Source organism: Streptomyces sp. NPDC039480, assembly GCF_055597165.1.
The window spans coordinates 169,333-193,742 of record NZ_JBVITX010000013.1 but is presented as its reverse complement, the minus strand read 5'-3'; the positions used below and the strand labels follow the sequence as shown (position 1 = coordinate 193,742).

General features: G+C 72.8%; 23 protein-coding genes and 1 pseudogene. 16 read left to right on the top strand and 8 right to left on the bottom strand.

The genetic code is table 11. The annotated features are described in order from the left end of the window. Nucleotides 1-347: 347 nt before the first annotated feature. Entirely contained in the window at nt 348-1,154 is an 807-nt protein-coding gene (locus ACZ56E_RS33955; RefSeq protein WP_471220164.1) for a TetR family transcriptional regulator, read from the bottom strand. A 133-nt stretch (nt 1,155-1,287) separates the two neighbouring features. After that, on the bottom strand, nt 1,288-3,069 hold the full coding sequence (locus tag ACZ56E_RS33950; RefSeq protein WP_471220162.1) for a 3-hydroxyacyl-CoA dehydrogenase family protein: 1,782 nt from the start codon (nt 3,067-3,069) through the stop codon (nt 1,288-1,290). A 352-nt stretch (nt 3,070-3,421) separates the two neighbouring features. Between ACZ56E_RS33950 and ACZ56E_RS33945 the strand changes: the two genes are divergently transcribed. Further along, nucleotides 3,422-3,991, top strand: a complete 570-nt coding sequence (locus ACZ56E_RS33945) for an adenylosuccinate lyase (protein WP_468603143.1) — start codon at nt 3,422-3,424, stop codon at nt 3,989-3,991. A gap of 40 nt (nt 3,992-4,031) precedes the next feature. Here the strand turns inward: ACZ56E_RS33945 and ACZ56E_RS33940 are convergent, their stop codons facing one another. From ACZ56E_RS33940 to ACZ56E_RS33925, 4 genes are all read right to left on the bottom strand, one after another. After that, nucleotides 4,032-4,598: a GNAT family N-acetyltransferase gene (locus ACZ56E_RS33940; protein ID WP_471220159.1), complete on the bottom strand. Its 567-nt coding sequence runs from the start codon at nt 4,596-4,598 to the stop codon at nt 4,032-4,034. A 12-nt stretch (nt 4,599-4,610) separates the two neighbouring features. Next, nucleotides 4,611-5,009, bottom strand: a complete 399-nt coding sequence (locus ACZ56E_RS33935) for a RidA family protein (protein WP_468603147.1) — start codon at nt 5,007-5,009, stop codon at nt 4,611-4,613. Continuing rightward, nucleotides 5,006-6,592, bottom strand: a complete 1,587-nt coding sequence (locus tag ACZ56E_RS33930) for an alpha/beta hydrolase (protein WP_471220156.1) — start codon at nt 6,590-6,592, stop codon at nt 5,006-5,008. Before ACZ56E_RS33930 ends, ACZ56E_RS33935 begins: the two co-directional genes overlap by 4 nt. A gap of 119 nt (nt 6,593-6,711) precedes the next feature. Further along, nucleotides 6,712-7,746 (bottom strand): Rv2578c family radical SAM protein, encoded by a 1,035-nt coding sequence (locus ACZ56E_RS33925; protein ID WP_471220153.1) that lies wholly within the window; start codon nt 7,744-7,746, stop codon nt 6,712-6,714. Nucleotides 7,747-8,045: 299 nt separating this feature from the next. Here ACZ56E_RS33925 and ACZ56E_RS33920 point away from each other — a divergent pair, with 299 nt between their 5' ends. From ACZ56E_RS33920 to ACZ56E_RS33880, 9 genes and pseudogenes are all read left to right on the top strand, one after another. Further along, the gene (locus ACZ56E_RS33920; protein ID WP_471220151.1) at nt 8,046-8,582 is read left to right on the top strand and encodes a GNAT family N-acetyltransferase; all 537 of its coding nucleotides are present in this window, start codon (nt 8,046-8,048) and stop codon (nt 8,580-8,582) included. Between the two features lie 48 nt (nt 8,583-8,630). Further along, complete coding sequence (locus tag ACZ56E_RS33915; RefSeq protein WP_471220149.1) at nt 8,631-9,890, top strand: SLC13 family permease; 1,260 nt, start codon at nt 8,631-8,633, stop codon at nt 9,888-9,890. A 97-nt stretch (nt 9,891-9,987) separates the two neighbouring features. Next, nucleotides 9,988-10,431, top strand: coding sequence for an SRPBCC family protein (locus ACZ56E_RS33910; RefSeq protein ID WP_471220147.1), 444 nt, complete (start codon nt 9,988-9,990; stop codon nt 10,429-10,431). Between the two features lie 199 nt (nt 10,432-10,630). Next, a complete protein-coding gene (locus tag ACZ56E_RS33905; protein WP_471220144.1) occupies nt 10,631-13,087 on the top strand; it encodes an MFS transporter in 2,457 nt (818 codons plus the stop codon). Nucleotides 13,088-13,264: 177 nt separating this feature from the next. Continuing rightward, nucleotides 13,265-15,755 (top strand): annotated as a pseudogene (locus tag ACZ56E_RS33900) (SpoIIE family protein phosphatase). Between the two features lie 97 nt (nt 15,756-15,852). After that, complete coding sequence (locus ACZ56E_RS33895) at nt 15,853-16,575, top strand: class I SAM-dependent methyltransferase (RefSeq protein WP_471220142.1); 723 nt, start codon at nt 15,853-15,855, stop codon at nt 16,573-16,575. Between the two features lie 47 nt (nt 16,576-16,622). Continuing rightward, nucleotides 16,623-16,916, top strand: a complete 294-nt coding sequence (locus ACZ56E_RS33890) for an ArsR/SmtB family transcription factor (RefSeq protein ID WP_468603165.1) — start codon at nt 16,623-16,625, stop codon at nt 16,914-16,916. Beyond that, nucleotides 16,913-17,299, top strand: coding sequence for a VOC family protein (locus tag ACZ56E_RS33885; protein ID WP_471220140.1), 387 nt, complete (start codon nt 16,913-16,915; stop codon nt 17,297-17,299). Before ACZ56E_RS33890 ends, ACZ56E_RS33885 begins: the two co-directional genes overlap by 4 nt. Before the next feature lie 121 nt (nt 17,300-17,420). Then, the gene (locus ACZ56E_RS33880) at nt 17,421-17,912 is read left to right on the top strand and encodes a DUF5709 domain-containing protein (RefSeq protein ID WP_471220138.1); all 492 of its coding nucleotides are present in this window, start codon (nt 17,421-17,423) and stop codon (nt 17,910-17,912) included. Nucleotides 17,913-17,976: 64 nt separating this feature from the next. On the opposite strand, the gene ACZ56E_RS33875 is transcribed toward ACZ56E_RS33880, so the two are convergent. Then, nucleotides 17,977-18,285: a hypothetical protein gene (locus tag ACZ56E_RS33875; protein WP_471220136.1), complete on the bottom strand. Its 309-nt coding sequence runs from the start codon at nt 18,283-18,285 to the stop codon at nt 17,977-17,979. 147 nt (nt 18,286-18,432) lie between these two features. On the opposite strand from ACZ56E_RS33875, the gene ACZ56E_RS33870 reads away from it, so the two are divergent. The 4 genes from ACZ56E_RS33870 (at nt 18,433) to ACZ56E_RS33855 (ending at nt 21,101) form a co-directional block, all read left to right on the top strand. Continuing rightward, nucleotides 18,433-19,242, top strand: coding sequence for an SDR family oxidoreductase (locus ACZ56E_RS33870; RefSeq protein WP_471220134.1), 810 nt, complete (start codon nt 18,433-18,435; stop codon nt 19,240-19,242). 166 nt (nt 19,243-19,408) lie between these two features. Next, nucleotides 19,409-20,092, top strand: a complete 684-nt coding sequence (locus tag ACZ56E_RS33865) for a nucleotidyltransferase family protein (RefSeq protein WP_471220132.1) — start codon at nt 19,409-19,411, stop codon at nt 20,090-20,092. Next, entirely contained in the window at nt 20,089-20,343 is a 255-nt protein-coding gene (locus ACZ56E_RS33860; protein WP_468603177.1) for a hypothetical protein, read from the top strand. The genes ACZ56E_RS33865 and ACZ56E_RS33860 overlap by 4 nt, the downstream gene beginning before the upstream one ends. Further along, the gene (locus ACZ56E_RS33855) at nt 20,340-21,101 is read left to right on the top strand and encodes a metallophosphoesterase family protein (protein WP_471220130.1); all 762 of its coding nucleotides are present in this window, start codon (nt 20,340-20,342) and stop codon (nt 21,099-21,101) included. Before ACZ56E_RS33860 ends, ACZ56E_RS33855 begins: the two co-directional genes overlap by 4 nt. 45 nt (nt 21,102-21,146) lie before the next feature. Here the strand turns inward: ACZ56E_RS33855 and ACZ56E_RS33850 are convergent, their stop codons facing one another. Further along, nucleotides 21,147-21,728 (bottom strand): hypothetical protein, encoded by a 582-nt coding sequence (locus ACZ56E_RS33850; protein ID WP_471220128.1) that lies wholly within the window; start codon nt 21,726-21,728, stop codon nt 21,147-21,149. Nucleotides 21,729-21,917: 189 nt separating this feature from the next. Between ACZ56E_RS33850 and ACZ56E_RS33845 the strand changes: the two genes are divergently transcribed. Both ACZ56E_RS33845 and ACZ56E_RS33840 read left to right on the top strand, forming a co-directional pair. Further along, on the top strand, nt 21,918-22,589 hold the full coding sequence (locus tag ACZ56E_RS33845) for an ANTAR domain-containing protein (protein ID WP_471220126.1): 672 nt from the start codon (nt 21,918-21,920) through the stop codon (nt 22,587-22,589). A 55-nt stretch (nt 22,590-22,644) separates the two neighbouring features. Beyond that, nucleotides 22,645-23,385, top strand: a complete 741-nt coding sequence (locus ACZ56E_RS33840) for an ANTAR domain-containing protein (RefSeq protein WP_471220123.1) — start codon at nt 22,645-22,647, stop codon at nt 23,383-23,385. Nucleotides 23,386-24,410: the final 1,025 nt, after the last annotated feature.

Here is a 24,410-nt window from a genome sequence, read left to right as displayed (position 1 = left end):
GTTGCGTCGGGTGCTGAAGTTGCGGTGGAGGGTGTGCCGTCGGTTCGGCGAAGGGTGGTGCTCGGCGACGCCTTGGTGGGGCGTGGGAGGTGCCTGTGACGCAGGCGTCCGGGCGCACAAACCGTGGCTTGAGGGGACAGCCGACGTACGGATGATCTCTGCACGCCGGCCGCCCGGACAACATCAACGTATGGCACCGCGTGCCAGTCGGCAAGACACTGGGTGCCAGAAGTTTTTGACCGATGATCGATCAGTGCAGGTCAGAGGGGGTGACGGCATGACGGAGGGGGCGCTACCGGTCGGTAGCGCCCCCGCAAAAGCCAAGGACGAAATAGCTCAAATGGTGACTATGGGCGCTCGCGCAGCGCCTTCTCGATGGTGCGCATGACCTCGTCGAGCGGCGCGTCCGTGCGGGCCACCGTGACGAGGACCTCACCCTGTGCGGACACCGTCGCCGGGCCCGATGCGGGCAGGGTGTCGCGGCCCGCGCCGATCCCCGTGCCGAAGGTGCGGCGGACGATCGCGAAGGCGTGGTCCAGCTGGTTCTCCACGTCGCCCTGGCCGCCGGCCCGCAGCCAGCGCCGCAGCACGTGGTTGTGGGCGGTGACCACCGCGGAGGCGGCGACCTCGGCGAGCAGCGGGTCGTCGTTGCCGTCGTGGTGCGCGTGCTCGTCGAAGTGGCCGAGGAGATAGCGCGTGAAGAGCCGTTCGTAACGGGCCACCGAGGCGATCTCGCGCTCCCGGAGCGTGGGGACCTCACGGGTGAGGCGGTAGCGCTCCACGGAGACGGCGGGCGACGCCGCGTACATCTTCATGACCTCCTTGATGCCACGGCACACCGTGTCCAGCGGGTGCTCGTGCGGCGGCGCCGCGTTGAGCACGGCCTCCGCGCGGATCAAGGTGTCGTCGTGGTCGGGGAAGATCGCCTCTTCCTTGGAGCGGAAGTGCCGGAAGAAGGTCCGGCGGGCGACGCCCGCGGCGGCGGCGATCTCGTCGACCGTCGTCGCCTCGTACCCCTTGGACGCGAAGAGCTCCATGGCCGCGGCCGCCAGCTCCCTGCGCATCTTGAGCCGCTGGGCGGCGGCACGGTTGCCCGCGGCGCTCTCGGGGGCGTCGGGGCTTGCGTTGCGTGAGGACTTGGCGGCCTTGGACATGCCACGAACGTACTGCATATGCGCGCCGCGGTGCTCCTGAGGGACGGGGCCGCACTCCTGGGGGAGAGGGCTGCCCGGGGGTTCGAGCAGCCCGCCCCAGCCCGTCCGTTCGCCCGGGAGGCCCTCCGCCGGCTCAGCGCCGGGCATGTTCGCGGAAGCCACGGCCCGTCTTGCGGCCGAGGCAGCCCGCGGCCACCAGGTGTTCGAGCAGCGGCGCCGGGGCCAGGCCCGGGTCGCGGAACTCACGGTGCAGGACCTTCTCGATGGCCAGTGAGACGTCCAGACCGACGACGTCCAGGAGCTCGAAGGGGCCCATGGGGTAGCCGCCGCCGAGCTTCATCGCGGCGTCGATGTCGTCCAGCGAGGCGTAGTGCTGCTCGACCATCTTGATCGCGTTGTTGAGGTACGGGAACAGCAGCGCGTTCACGATGAAACCGGCGCGGTCGCCGCAGTCCACCGGGTGCTTGCGGATCTTCGTGCAGACCTCGCGGACCGTGGCGTGCACGTCGTCCGCGGTCACCACCGTGCGGACCACCTCGACCAGCTTCATCGCCGGCGCCGGGTTGAAGAAGTGCATGCCGATCACGTCACGCGGCCGCGACGTGGCGCGGGCGCAGGCGACGACCGGCAGCGACGACGTCGTGGTCGCCAGGATCGCGCCCGGCTTGCACACCTTGTCGAGCGTCGCGAAGAGCTGCCGCTTGATGTCCAGGTCCTCGGCGACGGCCTCCAGGGCCAGGTCGACGTCGGCGAACGCCTCGTACGACCCGGCGGGCGTGATCCGCTCCAGCGCCTGCGCGGCGGCCTCGGCCGTCATCCTGCCCTTGTCGACGGAGCGCGCGAGGGACTTGCCGATCCGGGCCTTGGCGGTCTCGGCCTTCTCGTCCGTGCGCGCGGCGAGCACCACGTCGAAGCCGGCCTTGGCGAAGACCTCCGCGATGCCGGACGCCATGGTCCCGGAGCCGGCGACACCGACCGAGCGGACCGTGCGCCCCCGCGCCCGCTCCTCGCCCGCCGCCGGGGTCAGCGCGTCGTCCACCACCTGGTCGCTGCCGGGTTCGGCGTACGTGTAGAAGCCGCGGCCCGCCTTGCGCCCGGTCAGCCCCGCCTCGCTGAGCTGCTTCAGGATCGGGGCGGGGGCGTGCAGACGGTCCTGCGACTCGGCGTACATGGCGTCGAGGACCGTGCGGGCGGTGTCCACGCCGATCAGGTCGAGCAGCGCGAGCGGCCCCATCGGCAGTCCGCAGCCGAGCCGCATCGCGGCGTCGATGTCCTCCCGGGACGCGTACTTCGCCTCGTACATCGCGGCGGCCTGGTTGAGGTAGCCGAAGAGCAGGCCGTCGGCGACGAAGCCCGGCCGGTCGCCGACCGCGACGGGCTCCTTGCCCAGGGCGTGCGCGAGCTCGGTGACCGCGGCGACGGCGGCGGGCGAGGTCAGCACGGACGAGACGACCTCGACGAGCTTCATCGCGGGCGCCGGGTTGAAGAAGTGCAGGCCCAACACCCGCTCGGGACGCGCCGATTCGGCGGCGAGCCGGGTCACCGACAGCGCGTTCGTGCCGGTCGCGACGATCGTCTCGGGGCGCACGACGGCGTCCAGCTCACGGAAGACCTGCTGCTTGATCTCGTACGACTCCGGGACGACCTCGATGACCAGGTCGGCGTCGGCGGCGGCCCGCAGCTCGGTGAAGGTGCGGAAGCGGGAGAGGACGCCGCGGCGCTCCTCCTCGGTGAGGCGTCCCCGGTGCACGGCACGCGCCGTCGAGGCCTCCAGCGACTCGACGGCCCGGGTGGCCGCCGCCTGGCTGATGTCGATGCCGATGACCTCGCGGCCCGCCCGGGCCAGGACCTCGGTGATGCCGGTGCCCATCGTGCCGAGACCGATGACGGCGACGGTGTTCAAGGGAGCGTCCATGCGTGGACTCCAGGAAGAGAGTGACGACTGAGGGGCGCGCGGGTGCGGCGAGCGCACGGCGAGCGGGGAGTGGTGCCTGGTGTGTCCGGGCGGCGCGCGAAGGGCACGCCCGGTGAGAGAAGCCGACCGGCTCTGTCCCGGAGCCGCGTCGTACTGAGGTACTGCACGTACCGAACCGACCTGCACTCGCCTTGGCTGCGTCACCAGGCCACGGCGAGGAAAGGAACTGCTACGGGGAGTGTGCCCCGCTCACATGAGACTAACCGGCGAGTAACGAGCGCGCCAGCCCGCGATGTTCTCCGATGTCTGTGATCTACATCGCGACCGCTGGGTAAGGCTTAGGCTCGCGACCATGGATGAGGAGTTGCGGACGGTGACGGAACGCTTACGGGCCGAGGCGGGTGGTTCGAAGGAGTACGAGAGGCTGGTCGCCACGGACGACCTCGATGAACTCGCCGAGGCGCTCGTCTCCCCGGGGCAGCCCCTGTGGGCCCGGGAGTTGGTGGCGGTCAGACTCGGCGTCGCCGGCGACCGCAGGGCCTTCGAGTCGCTCGTCCTCCTCCTCAACCACCGGGACCCGCCGCGGTGCGCCGCCGCGGCCCACGCCCTGGCCCGCCTCGGCGACCCGCGCACGGCGCGCGCGGCGGCCGCCCTCGCGACCAACGAACTCCGCGTCGCGTACGCCCTGTATCCGGTGCGCCTCCTCACGGAGCTGCGCGCCCCCGAGTCGGCGCCCGCGCTGATCACCACGCTGCAGCGCAGACTCGCGCCGCACGATCCGTACGGCAAGATCGCCCTCGCGTGCGTGGAAGGACTCGGGGCGCTCGGCGACGCGCGGGCCAGACCGGTCCTGATGGCCGCCCGCGTCCACCCCCGCCTCGCGGCGGCGGCCTCGGCGGCACTGGCGCGGCTGCCGGAGTGAGGACTTCCGGGGGCCGGAGCGCGGACTCGGGGGAGAGGGCTCAGGAGAGAGGGCGGCTGTAGCGGACCTCGGGCACGGGCATGCCGTCCATCTCCTGGGGGTCGCGGGCGCCGTCCGGGGTGAACCCGGCGCGTTCGTAGAACCGGCGGGCGCGGGTGTTGGCCTCCAGGACCCAGAGGCGCATCCGGCCGTGGCCCGCCGCGGCGCAGCGGGCCACGCACTCCCCGAGCAGTGCGCGGCCCACACCCGTGGAGTAGTGCTCCGGGTGCGCGTACAGCGCGTACAACTCGGCCTCGCCCGGCGGAAGATCGTCGTCGCGGGCCGGGCCGCAGCAGGCCCAGCCGACGATCCGCCCGGCGCGCACGGCGACCAGGTCCACCGAGCCCGAGCCCGAGTCCGCCCCGCCCGGCGCCAGCCGCTCGCGGAGCTGCGCCGCGCTCTCCTCGACGCTGAGCGCGTCCAGGTGCGGCTGGGGCATGAGGCCGGCGTACGCCGACTGCCAGCCGCGGACGCGGAGTTCGGCGACGGCGGCGCAGTCGGCCTCGCCCATCTCCCGTATCCGCACGCCCGCTTCGCGTATCCGCATGTCCGCGTCTCGTGCCCGCATGCCCGCCGCCCCCTACTCCGGCACCACCGCGAACGCCTCTATCTCCATCAGGAACTCGGGACGGACCAGCGACACCACCTGCACCGCCGAGGACGCGGGGAGCCGCTCGGGGTCCAGGAATTCGTCCCGCGCGGACCGCACGCCGGGCATGTGCGCCATGTCCGTCACGAAGTACGTCAGCTTCACGACGTCGTCGAAGGTCGCGCCCGCCGCCGCGAGACAGCGCCGCAGGTTCTCGAAGACCTGCCGGGCCTGCGCCGCCGCGTCGCCCTCGCCGACCGGCTTGCCGTCCTCGTCCAGGGGCAACTGGCCGGATATCGCCACGAAGCGGCCCGATCCCATGACGACGTGGGTGTACGCGGTGGCGGGGGCGACGCCCTCGGGGGCGCTGATGTGGGTCAGTCGGCTCATGACCCCATCGTGGACCATGGGTGTGACAACGCCCTGCGCGCGGGGGTGCTCCGCGGCTTCGGCTCGGGCAGCGCCTCGCACACCGCGTCGACCTCGCCGCCGCCGGCCGGTACCTCCCCGGTCGTCAGATAGGCGGCCAAGTGCCGGTCGAGGCAGGGGTTTCCGCGCAGGGTGACACCGTGGTTGCCGCCGCCCCGCTCGACCACCAGGCGGGAACCACGCAGCTTGCGGTGCAGGCTGACGGCGCCGTCGTACGGGGTGGCGGGGTCGTCGGTCGCCTGGAACAGCAGCACGGGCGGCAGCGCGGAGCCGCCGACGTCCGGCGGGGTCAGGGGAGGCGTCGGCCAGAACGCGCACGGCGCGTTGTACCACGCGTTGTTCCAGGTGGAGAACGGCGCCTTCGCGTGCACCCGCGCGTTGTCGTCGCGCCACGTCCGCCAGTCGCGCGGCCACCACGCGTCCCGGCACTGCACGGCCGCGTAGACGCTGTAGCTGTTGTCGCCCGCGGCGTCGACCGCTCCGATGCTCTCGTACGCGGCGACGAGCGGCCCGGTCTCCCCGTCGTTCACGTACGCCGCGAACGCCGTCGCGAGGCGGGGCCAGTAGCCGTTGAAGTAGCCGCCGGGGATGAAGGTGTCCTCCAGCTCGGCGGCGCCCACCTTCTCGCCGGCGGGCTTCACGGCGACCGCGTCCCGCATCGCGTGCCACGCCGCCTCGACCTCCTCGGGGGCCTTGCCCAGACCGTACGTCGCGTCGTGCCGGGCGATCCAGGCCATGAACGCCTTGTGGCGGGCGTCGAAGGCGAGGTCCTGGCGGAGATTGTTGCCGTACCAGACGCCCGTCGGGTCGACGAGGGAGTCGAGCGCCATGCGGCGCACCCGGTGCGGATGGAGCTTTCCGTAGAGCGCGCCCAGATAGCTGCCGTACGAGTAGCCGAAGAAGTTGATGTGCTCCGCGCCGAGGGCCGCGCGGATGGCGTCCATGTCCTGGGCAGTGCTCACCGAGTCGATGAAGGGCAGGATGTCCGCGTACTTCGAAGAGCACGCCCGCGCGAACGCCTCCGCCCGCCGGAGGTTGGCCCGCTCCAACTCGGGCGTGGCCGGGACGGCGGCGGGCCGCACGGGGGAGAAGTGCCCGGGGCGGCAGTTCAGCGCGGGCCTGCTCCGGCCCACGCCGCGCGGGTCGAAGCCGATGACGTCGTACTGGGCGGCCACCTCGTCGGGCAGCGCCTCGGCGACGAACGCCGCCATGGTCAGTCCGCTGCCGCCGGGACCGCCGGGGTTCACCAGGAGCGGCCCCTGGGAGGTCTTCGCGGTGTGCGGGACGCGGGACAGGGCGAGGGTGATCTGCCGGCCGTCCGGCCGCCGGTGGTCGAGCGGGACCTCCAACGACGCGCACTGGAGCGTCGGGTGCTCCTTGATGTCGCACGGTTTCCACGCGAGAGGGGCGTGCTGCCGCGTGTGGGCGGCGGGCGGGGCGCCGGGGCCGGACGGGGTGCCCGCCGCGGGCGGTACCGCGATGACCGTCCCCGTCACCGCCACCGCGGCGGCGACTGAACCGAGTACGACGGCACGCTTCTTCATCCGGCCTCCCGGGGCGGCGACTCGGGGCCCCGCAGGCCGTGACCCTCGGCGCATCTTCCCGGAAAGCCGTCCCGGTCAGGGCCGCCCTGCCGAGAAGCAACCCGAAAGGGGCACGCGGCTCACAACAGGGTGAGCTGAGTGGGCCCCGCTGCGGGCTCGGGTTGCTCGGGGAGCCGGACGCGCCGCGGGGCGCCCGCGCGCGTGGGGCCGATGCCGAACTCCTCGGCCAGCTCGTGCACGTGCCGGGTGATGCGGCGCTGGTACCACTTCGGGGCGTAGGCGCCCTCCGCGTACAACCGCTCGTACCGCCGCACCAGATGCGGGTGGTGCCGTCCGAGCCACGCCATGAACCACTCGCGCGCCCCCGGCCGCAGATGCAGCACCAGCGGCGTCACGGACGTCGCGCCGGACGAGGCGATGGCCCGCACGGTGGCACGCAGCTGGTCCGGGTGGTCCCCCAGGAAGGGGATGACGGGCGCCATCAGGACGCCGCAGCCGATGCCGTGCCCGGTCAGGGTGCGGACGACGTCGAGGCGCCGCTCCGGGGCGGGCGTGCCCGGCTCGACGGTGCGCCACAGCTCCTGGTCGGTGAAGCCCACGGAGACGGAGATCCCGACCTCCGTCACGGCGGCGGCCTGCCGCAGCAGATCGAGGTCGCGCAGGATCAGGGTGCCCTTAGTGAGGATCGAGAAGGGGTTGCCGCAGTCGCGCAGCGCCTCGATGATCCCCGGCATCAGGCGGTAGCGGCCCTCCGCGCGCTGGTAGCAGTCCACGTTCGTGCCCATGGCGATGTGGTCGCCGTGCCAGCGCGGCGAGGCGAGCTGGCGCCGCAGCAGCTCGGCGGCGTTGACCTTGACGACGATCTGGCTGTCGAACCCGAGGCCGGTGTCCAGGTCGAGGTAGCTGTGCGTCTTGCGCGCGAAACAGTAGACGCACGCGTGCGTGCACCCCCGGTACGGGTTGACCGTCCATTCGAACGGCATGCGGGACGCCCCCGGCACCCGGTTCACGATCGACCTGGCCCGGATCTCGTGAAAGGTGATCCCGGCGAATTCGGGGGTGTCGAAGGTCCGCGTGACCACCGCGTCCGCGCCGAACAGCGCGGCATCCGCGGTGCCCCGGCGCGGCCCGTCGGAAAGGTTCTCCCAGCGCATGACGCCTCCTCGGTAGCACTGGCCACACAATAGAACACTTGTTCCCTTGATCGTGCGGACGGAACATCGCGGTCTGTTCGGTCGGTCTCTGCGGCCGCTCTCTCCGGGTCGGCCTCTCCGGAGGCGTGCTTGGTAGGGTCATGTCAGGCGCGACACGCGCGACCGCTGTGTGACGAGGGAGGTTGATGAATATGGCCCGCCGGACGCCTCATCAGCATGCCCTTGTCCGGGTCGCGCGAGCCTGACGCAACAGAGCTCGTCGAGAGCGGCCCGGTCGTCCGCACGACCTGGAGTGTCGCGTGTCTTCTCTTCCTGTTCTCTCCCTCGCCGGTACCGACCTGATCACCGAGCGCCTCGTCCTCCGGGACTGGTCCGCCGGCGAGATCTCCGCCGTCGTCCGCGACGAGCGGCTCGTCCACTGGGCGGCGGACTTCCCCGCCGACGGCGACCGCGTCATCGCGGGCTTCGTCGCCGAACAGACCGGCCCGTCCGGCGCCCCGGGCGCGTACGGCCACCGGCTGATCGTCGAACGTGCGAGCGGTGCCGTCGTCGGCTCCATCAGCCTGCTCTGGCCGCCCAATGAGGGCTCCGTAGAGCTCGGGTACGGCGTGGTGCCCTCCCGGCGGGGGCGCGGTTACGCCCCCGAGGCCGCCCGCGCCCTCGTGACGGCCGCCCTGGCCCTACCGCAGGTCACCAGGGTCCACGCCGACGTCGAACTGTCCAACCCGGCCTCCATCCGCGTCCTGGAGAAGGCCGGGCTGCGCCGCTGGAGCGACGACGGGACGGTGGCCCGCTTCAGCGCCACCGCGCCCGAGCCGACCGGCGGCAAGCGGTAGGAACCCGGCCCCGCCGGGGCGGCGAACGGGCAGGACCGGGTGCGATGCATGATCGAAGACATGCTCGTCGAGTCCTTGTCCGTCGCCGCCCTGGCCGTGGTCCTCGTCTGCGCCGTCGTCCGCCCCTTCCGCTGGCCCGAAGCCGCCTTCGCCGTGCCCGCCGCCGGAGTCGTCGTCGCGGCCGGGGCGATCCCGCTCGACGACGTGCGGGACGAGGCCGCCCGGCTCGGCCCCGTGATCGGTTTCCTCGCGGGCGTCCTCGTGCTCGCCAAGCTCTGCGCCGACGAAGGGCTCTTCCACGCCTGCGGCACCTGGATGGCGCGCCGGGCCGCCGGCCGGCCCCGCACACTGCTCGCCGCCGTCTTCGGGCTCGCCTCCGTGATCACCGCGGCCCTGAGCCTGGACGCCACCGTGGTCCTGCTGACGCCGGTCGTCTTCGCCACCGCGGCCCGCATGGGCGCCCGCCCCGCGCCGCACGTCTACGCCAGTGCCCATCTGTCCAACACGGCGTCCCTCCTGCTGCCCGTCTCGAACCTGACGAACCTCCTCGCCTTCACCGCGACGGGCCTGAGCTTCACGCGGTTCGCCCTGCTCATGACGCTGCCCTGGCTGGTCGCCATCGCGGTCGAGTACGCCGTCTTCCGGCGGTTCTTCGCCGCCGACCTCGACGCCCCCGTCGAGGGGACCGACGTCGTGGAGCCGCCGCGGATGCCGCGGTTCGCCCTGGTGACCGTCGCCGCCACGCTCGCCGGGTTCGCCGTGGCGTCCGGCGTCGGCGTCGACCCCGCCTGGTCGGCGGCGGCCGGTGCGGCCGTCCTCGCCGTGCGGGCCCTCGCACACCGTCGTACGACACCGGTGGCGATCCTGCGCTCGGTCCAGCTGCCGTTCCTCGCCTTCGTCCTCGCCCTCGGCGTCGTCGTCAGGGCCGTCGTCGACAACGGACTCGGCGACGCCCTCGGCCGGGTCGTCCCCGACGGCACCTCGCTGCCCGCGCTGCTCGGCACCGCCGCCGTCGCCGCGCTGCTCGCCAACCTGATCAACAACCTGCCGGCCGTCCTCGCCCTCGTCCCGCTCGCCGCACCGTCCGGACCCGGCGCCGTCCTCGCCGTGCTCATCGGCGTGAACGTCGGACCCAACCTCACCTACGCCGGATCCCTCGCCACGCTCCTCTGGCGCCGCATCGCCCACCAGCACGAACACGACGTCAGCCTCGGCCGGTTCACCCGCCTCGGGCTGCTCACCACCCCCGCAGCCCTGGCCCTTTCGACCCTCGCGCTGTGGCTCTCGCTGCGGCTCCTGCCGGGCTGAGCGCGCCCTCCAAAGGGGACCCGATTTGGGAGGCCGGTGGCCCGGGTGGTTGGCTTTCCGCGAAGCCCCCCGAGAAACAAGTGCTGGAGGAAGTGCAATGGCGCAGGTCGAGGCGGTCACGGAGCGGATCATCACGGCAAAGCCGGACGACGTCTTCGACGCGCTGGCCGACTACAACGGCACGCGGCAGAAGCTCCTTTCGGAGCACTTCAGCGAGTACGAGGTGCGCGAGGGCGGCGACGGCGAGGGCACCCTCGTCCACTGGAAGCTGCAGGCCACCAGCAAGCGGATCCGCGACTGCCTCCTGGAGGTCAGCGAGCCCACCGACGGCGAACTGGTCGAGAAGGACCGCAACTCCTCGATGGTCACGACCTGGACGGTGACCCCGGCCGGCGAGGGCAGGTCCCGCGTGGTCGTCTCCACCGTGTGGAACGGCGCGGGCGGCATCGGCGGCTTCTTCGAGAAGACCTTCGCCCCCAAGGGCCTCGGCCGGATCTACGACGTCGTGCTCGGCAACCTCGCCACCGAGGTCGAGAAGTAGTCAACTCCCCTGTAGTCCATCAGGGTTGTCGTTACGCTCACCGTTTCGAGTGGTTTTCCGCTCGGCCCCGTTGTACGCCGTAGGGCTCCGACCGGCGCTTACGTCCGCAGGGCCCCACACGAGGGCGACTCGTCGCGCTTGCTCGCAGTTGTCGCGTAATGCGAGAAATGCGTCGCAGGCGCGACGAGGGGAGCAGGACGTGGGCGGGACGACGCTGGTCAAGGTCGCCGGGCAGGACGAGCGGAACGGACGGCACCGCGACGAGGGGGCCAACGGGCCCGCGACGCCCGGCGGTCGGGACCCGGGACAGGCACAGGCGCCACCCGCGGCCCCCGACCCGGCCGCACACGGGCTCAGCCCCGCCCGCGTCCGCATGGTCTTCGTCGGGCTCATGCTCGCGCTGCTGCTCGCCGCGCTGGAGCAGATGATCGTCGCCACCGCGCTCCCGAAGATCGTCGGCGAGCTGCACGGCCTCGACAAGATGTCCTGGGCGATCACCGCCTACCTCCTCACCTCCACGGTCGGCCTGCCGATCTACGGCAAGCTCGGCGACCTCTTCGGACGCAAGGGCGTCTTCCAGTTCGCGATCGTCATCTTCGTCATCGGCTCGGCACTCGCCGGCTGGTCGCGGACGATGGACCAGCTCATCGCCTTCCGCGCGATCCAGGGCGTCGGCGCGGGCGGCCTGATGATCGGCGTCCAGGCGATCATCGCGGACATCGTGCCGCCCCGGCAGCGCGGCCGCTACATGGGCCTGATCGGCGCCGCGTTCGGCCTCGCCTCGGTCGCGGGCCCGCTGCTCGGCGGCTTCTTCACCGACCACGCCTCCTGGCGCTGGTGCTTCTACTTCAACGTGCCCTTCGGCCTCGTCACCCTCCTCGTCGTCTCGCTCGTCCTGAAGCTGCCCAAGCCCACCGGCAGGGCCCGGCTCGACGTGCTCGGCGCGCTCCTGCTCGCCGCCGCGTCCACCTGCCTCGTGCTGCTGACCAGTTGGGGCGGGACCGAGTACGCGTGGGGCGACCGGATGATCCTCGGGCTCGGCGCCGGTGCGGTCGTGGCGAGCGTGCTCTTCCTCGTCGCCGAGAAGTTCGCGGCAGAACCGATCATTCCGCTGCACCTGTTCCGTGATCCGGTCTTCAACATCACCGGTCTTGTGGGCATGGTCGTCGGAATCGCCCTCTTCGGAGCGGCCAGTTATCTGCCGACCTTCCTGCAGATGGTCGACGGCGCGAGCGCCACCGAGTCCGGCCTCCTGATGCTGCCGATGATGGGCGGCATCGTGGGCGCGTCGATCGTCTCCGGCCAGCTCATCAGCCACACCGGGCGCTACAAGGTGTACCCGATCGTCGGAGGCATCCTCTCCGTAGTCGGCATGTGGCTGCTCTCACGGCTCGAAGCGGACACCTCCCGGCTGGAGTACAGCGCCTGGATGGCCGTGCTCGGCGCGGGCATCGGCCTGGTCATGCCGGTGCTCGTCCTCGCCGTGCAGAACGCGGTCCGCCCCGCCGACCTGGGCACCGCCACCAGCGCCAACAACTACTTCCGGCAGATCGGCGGCAGCGTCGGAGCTGCCATCTTCGGCACGCTCTTCGCCGACCGGCTCGCCGACGCGCTCCGGGACCGGCTCCCCGCCGGGTCGGACGAGGCCGTGCCCGACGCCGAGTCCATCACCCCGCAGCTCGTCCACGCGCTGCCCGCGCCGCTGCGCGAGGGCTACATCCAGGCCTATGCCGACGCGATGCCGCGGATCTTCCTCTACCTGGTGCCGGTGCTCGTCCTCGGCATGCTGCTCGCCTTCTTCCTCAAGGAGACCCCCCTGTTGTCCAGCACCGCCTCCCACAACGCACCCGCCGCCGAGCCGATGGCCGTGCCCCGGGCCCGTACGACGACGTACGCCGCCGGGGTCCCGGTCTGCGGCACCGTGCAGCACCCCGACGGCACCGTCGTGCCCCGTGCCGCCCTCACCCTCATCGACGTGGCGGGACAGCAGATCGGGCGTGGCGCGAGCGGCGAGGACGGGCGGTACGCGCTCGCCACCCCTGGCTCGGGTTCGTTCGTGCTGATCGCGGCGGCGGGCGGGCACCAGCCGCAGGCCGTCACCGTCACCGTGGGGGAGCGGCCCGTCGAGCTCGACGTCGTCCTTGGCGGGGCGGGCCGCCTCGCGGGGGCCGTGGTGACCGCCGACGGAACGCCCGTCAGGGACGCGGCCGTCACCCTCACCGACGTCCGCGGAGAGGTCGTCGCCACCACCCGCAGCGGTCGCGAGGGCGGCTATGTCATCACGGAGCTGGTGGCGGGCGAGTACACCCTCGCCGCCAGCGCGCCCGCGTTCCGCCCCGCCGCGCTGCCCGTATCCGTGCAGGCCTCGCGCGAGACCCGGCAGGACGTGGAGCTCGCGGGCGGCGCCGTGCTGCGCGGCACCGTGCGGGCCGGCGGCGGGCGGCCCGTCGAGGACGCGCGCGTGACGCTGCTCGACGCGGCAGGGAACGTCGTCGACACCCTGACCACCGGAGCGGACGGCTCCTTCCGCTTCGTCGACCTGTCGTCGGGCGAATACACCGTGATCGCGGCCGGTTACCCGCCGGTCGCCACGGTCCTCCAGGTCGCGGGCGGCGGCCGCACCGAGCGGGACCTGCAGCTCGGCCACGAGGACTGAGAGCTCGCGCCATGACCCCGGCCGGCGCACCGCACGGTGCCCGGCGCAGGGGGCGTGCGCCGGTGGCCCGGCCCGTCCGGCCAATTCCCGTATTGCCCCGCACGGCAACCTCCGTCGGCCGTACGGTGGTTGGTGGCGGTGCAGAATCTTGCGCCGCCGCGGGAAGGAGCATGAGCCATGGAACGAGGCACTCCGGGCGAGCCACCGGCGCAGAGTGCCGCGTCCGGCCGCATTCCGCTGGCCGTGGTCGTCGTCGACGGTGCCGGGCTCGTCTCGCACTGGAGCGTCGGCGCGCGCCGCCTCTTCGGGTACGGCAAGGAGGAGGCCGTCGGCCGTCCCGTGGGCGATCTGCTCCCGGTGCACGGCGCGATCCCGGAGGACCGCGGGTCCTATGGAGCCTTCGACGGACTCGGCCCCGACCTGGAGACCTCCCTCGACGGACGCATCTCCTACCCGGCCGCCGGGCGTGCCCGGCTGACCGGCTCGGCGGGCGGGGCGGGCGGTGTCCGCGGCCGCGCCCGGGTCGACGTGCTGTGGTGGGCGTACCCCCTGGTGGGCCCCGGCCCCGAGCGGCTCCTCGTGCTCGCCGCCGACGCCGCGCGACTGGCCGCGGCCGACGGACCGGACGGCGAGCGGGGCGGACGGGACGAGCGCGACGAGAGGGACCAGCGCGACGAGCAGGTCGAGCGGATCGCGCCGGGCTTCGCGCTGCACACCGACTTCCCCGGCGCGGACGAGCTCGCCGCGAGGCTCCCCGAGATCCTGCCCAGCATGAGCGTGGAGGAAAGCGCCCGCATCGTCGCCCAGGTCCTCGAACTGGGCTATCCCGTCCTGGAGTTCAGCAGGCACGACCGGGTGCCCGTCACCCCGGACTGGGGCGTCGCCCGCCGGATCGAGCGCAAGGAGCGCAGGGAGCGCGCCGCGCAGGCGGCCGCCCGCGGACTGCCGGTGACCCCGGAAGCGGTGGACGACGAGGGCGAGGACCTCGAACTACGCCGCCGTCCGCGAACACCTCGAATTCCTCAACGAGGTCAGCGGGCGCATCGGCTCCTCGCTCGACCTGTCGCGGACGATCATCGAGGTGAGCAGGGCGGTCGTGCCGCGCTTCACGGACGTGGCGGGCACCTACCTCCGCGAGCAGGTCGTCGCGGGCGAGGGCTTCCCCGAGGGCGCGCCGGACGAGACCACGATGTGGCACCGGGTCGCGGTCGAGCACACCGACGAGCCGGGCCGCTGGGACGACGTGGTGCCGGTCGGCGAGTCCATGCCGTTCCCCGCGCACACGCCCTTCTTCCAGTGCATGACCTCCGGCGACCCGGTGCTCGTGCCCCGCATCACCGAGGAGATGGGCAACGCCATCGCCTCCCAGTTCGAGAAGCGCGACATCCGCCCGCTGATCAACCACCGTTCGATGCTCGTCGTACCGCTCAAGGCGCGCAATGTGGTGCTCGGCTTCATGATCCTGCTCCGCCACCGGGAGCGGCCCGTCTTCAACGACATGGACCGCGTCACCGGCGCCGAACTGGCCGCCCGCGCGGGCCTCGTGCTCGACAACGCCCGCATGTACACGTACCAGGAGAGCGTCGCCGACACCCTCCAGGACAGCATGCTGCCGCACATCCAGCCCCGGATGCCCGGCTGCGACATCGCCACCCGCTATCTGCCGGGAACGCTCCTCGGCCGGGTCGGCGGCGACTGGTTCGACTCCGTCAAGCTGCCCGGCTCCAGGACCGCGTTCGTCGTCGGCGACGTGATGGGCCACGGCCTCAACTCCGCCGCGATGATGGGCCAGTTGCGCACGGCCGTACAGACCATGGCCGCCCTCGACCTGCCGCCCGAGCAGCTCCTGCGCAACCTCGACGACCTCGCGCAGCGCCTCGGCGAGCACTACCTCGCGACATGCCTGTACGCGGTCTACGACCCGATCGCGGGCGAGCTGCACCTCGCCAACGCAGGCCACATCCCGCCCGTCCTGGTCCGCGCCGCGGACGGCCGCAGCGAACTCCTCGACCTGCCCACCGGGGCGCCCATCGGCGTCGGCGGTGTGCCCTTCGAGTCGGTCGTGGTGCGCGTGGCGCCCGGCGACCGGCTGCTGATGTGCACCGACGGCCTCGTCGAGGTGCGCGGCGAGGACATCGGCGTCGGTCTCGCCACGCTCACCGAGTCGGCCGCGCACCCGGCCGCCTCCATGGACGACGCCTGCGACACCATCATCCGCGCCCTCAACCCGCGCGAGGGCCGCAAGGACGACGTGGCGCTCCTGATGGCCCGGCTCAACGGCATCTCGATGGAGAACGTCGCGCACTGGCGGCTCGCCGTCGACCCCGCCGAAGTGGGCAGGGCCCGCGAGATGGTCCGCGCCCAGCTGCGGGCCTGGTCCCTGCAACCCCTCTCCGAGACGGCCGAGTTGCTCGTCAGCGAGCTCGTCACCAATGTCGTGCGCCACTCCCGCAGCAACAGGATCGACCTGCGGCTCGTCCGCTCCGGGGCGCTGGTGTGCGAGGTCGAGGACGACGACCAGACCCTGCCGACGCTGCTCAGCGCGGGCCCCGGCGACGAGTTCGGGCGCGGCCTGCGCGTCGTCAGCTCGCTGGCGGGGGAGTGGGGCACGAGCCGCACGCGCGCCGGCAAGACGGTCTGGTGCGAACTGCCGCTCCCTCGCCGCTAGAAGGAGTGCGCGGGTGGTTGTCCGTGCGCCCCGGGCGCGATAGACCGATCTCGTCGTCGGCATCGGCGGCTCTCGTCGCACCCCGGGGAGTACGGACATGAGCGTCACGAGCCGGTACAGAGAGGCGTGGGAGGGGTTCTGGCGGGAGGCGCCCGACGAGCCCGGTGCGGTCTTCTGGGACGCCGAGCCGGCCCTCACCGCGGGCCTCCACCTCGCGCTCTTCGAACCGCACATGACCGCCGCGGGACTCCCCGTCGTCGACATCGGCTGCGGCAACGGCACCCAGACGCGCTTCCTCGCCGACCGCTTCCCGCGCGTCCTCGGCGTCGACCTGTCGGCGGCCGCCCTCGGCCACGCCCGGCGCGCCGACGCGGCAGGGCAGGTCGACTTCCGGCAGCTCGACGCGGGCGAGAGGCGCGAGACGGAGCAGCTGCACGCCGAGGTCGGCGACATGAACGTGTACATGCGGGGCGTCCTGCACCAGTGCGAGCCCGCCGGCCGGCAGCCGCTGCTCGACGGTGTCGCCACGCTGCTCGGCGAGCGCGGGCGCGCCTTCGTCGTCGAGCTCTCGGAGGCGGCGCGGTCCGTGCTGCTGGGGCTCGTGCGGAGCCCCGCGGGGCCGCCGCCGAAGCTGGCGCCGGTCTTCGCGCACGGGATCGCGCCCGCGGAGGTCGTCGACGCGGCGGTGGACGGGTACGTCGCGTCGGCCGGGCTCACGATCGTCGCCGCGGGTGAGCTGCCGCTGGCGACGACGGAGTTCGCCGCGGACGGCACGCGCATCGAGCTGCCGTCGCGGTGGCTGGTGCTCGCGGCCTCCTGACGGGCGGCCGCTTGATAGGCAAGTCGCTGCTTGCATATGGTCGGGTCATGGAAGAGGATGTTTTCAAGGCGCTGGCCGATCCCACCCGTCGGCGCATCCTCGACGAGCTCGTGGACCGGAACGGCCAGACGCTGTTCGAGATCTGCGCACGGCTGGCGACCAAGCACGGCCTGGGGCTGTCCCGCCAGGCGATCAGCCAGCACCTCGCCGTACTCGAAACGGCGGGCCTGGTCCTCACCCGCCGCGAGGGCCGTTACAAGTTCCACGACCTCGACACCGCACCCCTTGAGCGCGTCATGCACAGATGGCTCAGGCCCGACGCACCGGAGAGCACCCCATGAGAATCAACCTGACCAGCGTATTCGTCGACGACCAGCTCAAGGCCCTGGCCTTCTACACCGACGTCCTCGGCTTCGTGGCGAAGTCCAAGGTCGCGATCGGCGACGACTGGTGGCTGACCGTGGTCTCGCCGGAGGACCCTGACGGGACGGAGCTGCTCCTCGAGCCCGACGGGCACCCCGCGGTGAAGCCGTACAAGGACGCGCTGGTCGCGGACGGCATCCCGGCGGCCGCCTTCGCCGTGGACGACGTCACCGCGGAGTTCGAACGGCTGCGCGGGCTGGGGGTGCGCTTCACCCAGGAGCCGGTGCGGATGGACAAGGTCACCGTCGCGGTCCTGGACGACACCTGCGGCAACCTGATCCAGATCATGCACACCGAGTAGGACCGCGACGGGGGCCGGGGCAGATCGTTTGGGGCAGCGTCTCGCGGGCAACCCTGGAGGCTGAGCGCGACCATGAGAGGGCGAGCGCGACACCCCCGAGACCCCGAAGCGCGAGGTAGTCATGAGCGACCAGAACATGGCGGACGACGCCTACCAGCCCACCGGCGACAACGAGGAGCAGGCGGACGCGGCTCCGCTGGACCTCCAGGACGCGGTGGACGAGCGTACGTACGACGACATGCTCGACGAGGGCTACTCGCCGCCGGAGAAGCCGCTGGGCGTCACCAAGACCGGCACCACGGCGGCCGAGCAGTACGAGGGCGAGACGCTCGACGAGCGGCTGCGGCAGGAGGTGCCGGACACCGAGGTGCCCGACCCCGAGCAGCCCGTCCGCGACACCATCGGCGACCTGCCGGACGGCGACGGCGAGCCCGTGGACCCGGAGGCGGGACAGGAGCGTGCGGGCCGCCTGGTGGCCCCCGACGAAGGCGCCCACCCGGACACCACCAAAGAGGTGATTGCCAGGGACGAGGGCATCGACGGCGGCGCGGCGGGCGCGGAGGAGGCGGCGGTCCACGTCGTCCCGGACGAGGACCTGCCACCGGCGTACTAGGTCGTGGAGCCGCCACCGGCCTCTCGGAGCCCGTCCGGACCAGGAGCCGCCACCGGCTCCCGGGTCACGGGCGGGGATTCGTCCGGCGCCACGGCGGCCGGGCGTCCGCCCCGGCGCGGCCCGCCACAGACGCGCACCGGTGGCACAGCCGCTGTACGCGGTCGGCCGAACCGCCGGACTCCGGGATGGCGTCCGTCCACGGCACGTGCGGGAAACGGGTGAGGCGGGAGCGGCTCAGGGAGAGCCCGCAGACGGTCTCGTTCCTGCCCGGCTGCCACGCGTGCGCCTCACCGGCGGGCAGCCGCTCCCGGCCGTCCTCCTCGTCGACCCACTGGCCCGAGGCCGCCACCGCGTACCGCACCGCCCTGACCATCGGGACCACCTCCGGCCTCCCAGCGTACGAGCAGCACACGGGCGCGCGATGCGCGCGAAGCGCGTGGCTGCCCGAAGCTGGACAGAGGGCGATGAGCGATCCGACGAGGGATCCGCCGAGCGATCCGTTCGACGAACAGGAGGACCCATGACCGTCCCCACCGCCTCCGGCACCGGAGTGGCCGTCGTCACGGGCGCGGACTCCGGCATCGGCCGGGCCACGGCCGTCCGGCTCGCGGCGGCCGGAATGGATGTCGGGATCACCTGGCACTCCGACGAGGAGGGCGCCGAGCGCACGGCGGAGGAAGTGGGCCGGCACGGCCGCCGCGCGGCCGTCGCCCAAATGGACCTGACCCGGCTCCCCGATGCCGCGCAGGTCGTCGACGACCTCGCCGAGCGCCTCGGCCGCATCGACGTCCTGGTCAACAACGCGGGAACGGGCACCGCCACCCCCTTCCTCGACCTCGAACACGCCGACGTCAGGCGCGTCGTCGACGTCGACCTGATCGGCCCCTTCCTGTGCGGCCAGCACGCCGCGCGCCGCATGATCCGGCAGGGCGACGGCGGCCGCATCGTCAACGTCACGTCGGTGCACGAGCACCAGCCCCGGGTCGGCGCGGCCCCCTACTGCGCCGCCAAGGGCGGCCTCGGACTGCTGACGCAGGTCATGGCCCTGGAGCTCGCGGAGCACGGCATCACCGTCAACGCCGTCGCGCCCGGCGAGATCGCCACGCCCATGACCGGGCAGGAGGACACGGACGTGCACAGCGAGCACCGCCCCGGCATTCCGCTCGGCAGGCCCGGTGACGCCCGGGAGATCGCCGCCGTCATCGTCTTCCTCGCCGGGCCCGACGCCTCGTACGTGACGGGCGCGTCCTGGGTGGCCGACGGCGGCATGGTGCGCATGGGCCCGCAGGCGGGATCGCACCTGCGCAGCGACGAGTGGCGGCGCCCCTGAGGCCGGCCCGCGGGCCCGCCGTGTCCGCGGCGCCCCGCATCACATGCCTCCAGGCCCGTGTCGAACCCGGTGGCCCGGGTACCGGTGCTGCCTGGGAAAGGGATCGTCGGAGACCACGGGACCGCGCGAACGGTGCGGGGGCCCGTCTCCGGAAACGGAGCAGAAGGTGACGTCGAACGCAGAAGACACCACGCCCGACGCGCGGCGCCGGGCCACCGCGCCGTGCCCGGCGGGACCACCGGCCGGGGGATCCACGCACGAGGCGCCCGCGGAGGAGCTGCCGCCCGACCTGCACCAGGCAATCCTGGAGGCGGCTAAGCAGGTCGCCGCAATCCTCAAGCGGCGCGACCACGACTTCGCCCTGGCCGGCAGCGTCGCCGTGTACGCGCACGGCGGGACCGGCAACCTCCAGCACGACGCCGACTTCTGCATCAGGCCGGAGGACGCCGAAGCGGTCGCGGCCTCACTGGAAGAGGCGGGCCTCACGGTGTACGCGCCGCCCGAGGACTGGCTGCTCAAGGCCAAGTGCCTGGGCCAGGACATCGACCTCATCTTCGAACTGGCCGCCCAGCCGGTCACCACGGAGCTCCTGGACCGCGCCGTACAACTGCCGATGGACTCGGTGCACATGCCGGTCCTGTCGCCGACCGACCTGGTGCGGGCCCTGCTCGCCGCCTTCTCCGAGCACCACTGCGACTTCGGCGCCGTCCTGCCGATCGCACGGCAGCTGCGGGAGAAGGTCGACTGGGAGGCGCTCCGCGGCGAGTACGGAAACGTGCCGATGCCCGCCGCCTTCCTCTTCCTGCTGGAACGCCTGGAAGTCATCGCACCGCGAGGAGCAGACCGATGAACGACCACGCCCACGTCGAATACCGCATCGCCCATCTGAAGGAACGGCTCGCCGCGGAGGAACTCGGCGAACTGGGCATCCGCGTCGAGTCCCGCGGCTCGTCCGTCGCGGTCGTCGGGACCGTGCCCACGACACACTGCCGCGAAGAGCTGCTGCGTACCGTCAACGAGGAACTGGCAGGCCAGACCGTCCACTTCGACGTCGTGGTGACCGAGTCTGCAGCACCGGACCACCCGGAGGAAGTGTCATGATCCGCATCGCCGCCGTCGGGGACATCCACATGGGCCTGGACAGCCAGGGAATGCTCAGGCCCGCCTTCGAGACGCTGCACAACTGCGCGGACCTGCTGCTCCTCGCCGGGGACCTCACCCGCCACGGCACTCCGGAGGAGGCGCGGATCGTCGCCCAGGAGGTGACCGGCCTGCCGGTGCCCGTCGTCGCCGTGCTCGGCAACCACGACCACCACGACGAGCAGCCCGAGAAGGTCACCGCCATCCTGCGCGAAGCGGGCGTACGGGTCCTCGAAGGGGAGGGCACGGTCGTCGACGTCGACGGGGCACGGGTGGGCATCGCAGGCACCAAGGGGTTCGGCGGCGGCTTCGTCGGCCGCAGCGGAAGCGAATTCGGTGAACCCCTGATGAAGGAGTTCATCCGGTACACCCGGCGCTGCGCCGACGGCCTGCGGACCTCGCTGGAGGAGCTGGCCGAGCAGGGCTGCGGCACACGGGTGGCGCTCACGCACTTCGCGCCCGTGCCGGACACGCTCGCGGGCGAACCCCTGGAGATCTACCCGTTCCTCGGCAGCTATCTGCTGGCGGAGGCGGTCGATGAGGCGGGCGCCGACCTGGCCGTCCACGGCCACGCGCACGCGGGCACCGAGCACGGCATGACCAACGGCGGCGTACCGGTGCGCAATGTCGCCCAGCCCGTCATCCGCAAGGCGTTCAACGTCTACCACCTGCAGGACCACCGCAGCGCGGAACCGGCGACGGCCGCCCGTAACGGCTAGGCGCTCGGCGGGCAGGCGGCCAGGCGGACCGAGGCGGCCAGGCGGCTAGGGCTGAGGCTGCGGTCTGTCCGGCAGCGCGTCGCCGGAGGAGAGTTCCGCCCGCCACGACCGCGGCCACTCTCCCGGCGGCGGCGGGTCCCCCGCGATGCCGAGGTCCCGCCGCGCGCTCTCGTAGAAGGCGTCGCGCGCCGCGCTCGTCAGCTGATGGGCCCTGGCCCACATCCGGTCGTCGACAGGGCCCTCCCGCACGAGCAGTTCGACGGTCCAGACCATCTCGTGCCAGCGCCGCGCCGCCGCGATCGTCGCCGAATCCCCGACGAGCAGCACGGACTCCCACTCCGTCGCGCGGTGGGACTCCGCCTCGGCGAGGAGAGGCAGCCCTTCGGCCGGCTGCAACGGGTCGGCCACGTCGGCGAATCCGATGGCGGCGCCGATGCGCTGGGCGATGCGGAGCTGCGACTTGAGGGCGTTGCCGTAACGGCCGTAGGTCTCGAAGCGTTTCTCGTCCCACCGCTCCTCCCGCTGCCGCGTCCACCGGCGACGCTCGGTCAGGCTCTGCACGGCGTACGAGCCGAGCGTGCCGATCACGACGCCTATGAGAGCGGGCAGTTGATCCACCAGCGCCACAGTGCCTCCCCGTTCGGTTTCCGTTGCCGCACGGTACCCACTCATGGGTGATCGCGCGCCGGCCCGGGACCGTTATGTGCGAAGGCACCTCCCGTCGGGTGGAGAGGAGTAGGTTTCGACTACGGAACGTAGCCGTTCTCCAGAGCCGGTTCGCTTTTCGGCGTGGAAGGCTCAGTGATGGGGCACCAGGTGTCTGTGCAGGAGCTGATTGCCGGTCTGGAGCGGGCCGCCGAAGCCGGGGAGCACCGCATGTGGGCGGTGCGATGCGCGCATGCGCTGGGGCTGGAGGGAATCGCGGTCTCCTTGCGGTGGGGCGCGGAGCTGGTGTGGTTCAGCGACGACACCAGCGCGCGGCTGCTGGACGCGCAGTTCACCCTGGGGCAGGGACCGGGCATAACGGGGAACTTGAGCGAAGGACCGTGCCAGGTCGCGGACCTGGGCGCGGACGCGGGTGGACAGTGGGGGCAGTTCGCCGCCGAGGCCCAGGCCCTGGGCGTGCGGGCCGTGTTCGTGTGGCCCGTCAGGACGGGGGCGGCACTGTTCGGCACGCTGACCGGATACCGCCGGTCGCCGGGACCCCTGACCACGCGGCAAGCGGCGGACGGGCTGCGGGTGGCCGACGCCCTGACCGGCCGGCTGCTGGCCTGGCAGCCGGGCACCGAAGCCCCCCAGGGCGGGCCGGGGCGGGCGGGCGCCGTCGACCTGCACTGGGCGGAGGTGCACCAGGCCACCGGCGTGCTCAGCTACCGGCTCGGTGTGCCACTGGAGGAGGCGCTGATCCGGCTGCGCGCCCGGGCCTACGCCTCCGGCCGGCCCCTGACCGAGGCAGCCCGCGAGATCCTGCGGGAGCTGCCGTCGTGAACCCGCTGTCCGGTGCGGGCCGCCGAAAGGCGCCCGTGCACCGAGGAGTCAAGGCATGAGCCGAGAACGTAAAATCGCCGACACCTTCGTCGAACTCGCCGACACCTTCGTCGCCGACTTCGACGTCATCGACTTTCTGCAGCAACTGACCGTCCGCTGCTGTGACATCTTCGCCGTCACCGACGTCGCGGTCCTGCTGGCCTACCCCGGTCCACAGTTGTACAGTCCCGCCCCGTGCGACCCCAGCCCCGCCCTGGCCGGGCTGCTGGAGCTGGCCCTGCGCGAGGGCCCGGCCCTGGACGCCTACCGCGCGGCCGACACCGTCGCGCCGGGGGACCTCGCCAACGCCCCCGCCGACTGGCACGACTTCACCGCGCTGGCCCGCGCATCCGGCTACGCCTACGCCAGCGCGGTCCCCCTGCGGCTTCGCCGGGAGACCCTCGGCAGCCTGCTGCTCCTGCGCACCGTCGACAGTCCGCTGCCCGCCGACGACCTCGCCATGGCCCAGGCCTTCGCCGACGCGGCCACCATCGGGCTGCTCCACGCCCGCACCCTGCGGCAGGCCGAAACCGTCAACGGCCAGCTCCACACTGCTCTGCACAGCCGCATCGTCATCGAGCAGGCCAAGGGTTTCCTCGCCGCCCACCGCACCATCGCCCCCGACGAGGCCTTCACCGTCATGCGCCGCCACGCCCGCCACCACCGCCTCCTGCTGACCACCGTCGCCCGGCACGTCGTCGACACGGGAGAACTCCCACTCCCCAGCCGTGCGACCGACGGCGCGTCGAAGGGGTAGCGGGAGGGCCCCGCTGAGGGCCCTCGGATGAATCGATTCATGCCGGGCTGGGGCGGGCAGGGAGCACTGTCCGGTCGGCCTCCTGCGGTGGGCGCGTCGGGCAGGGGGGCACGCCGGGTCGGCGGCGGGCGTAGCGCCGGGGGCCCTGGGTGTGGCGCGCCTGGCGGGCGTTTCGCCGCAGGCGCGTCGGCTGGGGGGGGCTGCTGTCGGGCTGGTCTCCTGCGGTGGAGGCGTCGGGGAGGGGGCATGTCGGGGCGGCCGGGCCGGCGGGTGAGGGCGGGCGTGCGGCGGATGTAGCGCCGGGGGCGCCCTGGGTGTGGCGTGCTTGGCGGGTGTCTCGCCGTAGGTGCGTCGGGTGGGTGGGCCGCTGTTGGGCTGGGCGCCTGTGGTGGACCGTCGCCGTCGGGGAGGGGGAATGCCGGGGGCGGCCCGGCCTATGGGTGAGGGCGGCGTACGGCGGACGTAGCGCACGGGGCGGGCACCCAGGGCGTGGCGTGCCAAGCGGGCGTCTCGCCGCATACGCGTCCGGGCCGCGGCTCGCTCCCTCGGACGCGCCCGTACCGTGCCCCGCGCGCCATTTTGCAGGCGACCCGCAGCAGGATCGCGGGCCGCGATGCGCTCCCTCGACCGCCTCCGTCCTGTGTCCGCGCGCCCTTTGCGGGCGGCCCGCAGCAGGACCGCGGGCCGCGTGCACTCCCTCGGCCGCCTCCGTACCGCGCCTCCGCGCCAGTTGTGGGCGGCCCGCGCAGCAGGAGCGTCCGGCTGCCCGTCCTGGACACGCGCAACCCGGCCTTCGCGTACTTGGCCGTGGCCGCCGAACGCCCGGGCCCGTGGCCCGGGGCTCGGCGTGGTGCGCTGCGACGGCGCGCGGGACGTGGGGGAGTGGCCGTCCGCCTGGGTCTCTTCGCTGAGTAGCGGGTGCGAGCCCCCCTGGCGTGACCTGCGGAGCTGGGCGGCGCGACGCCGCGCGCGTGGCCGCCGAACGCCCGGTCCGTGACGTGGGGCTGTATGTGGCGTGCTGCGAC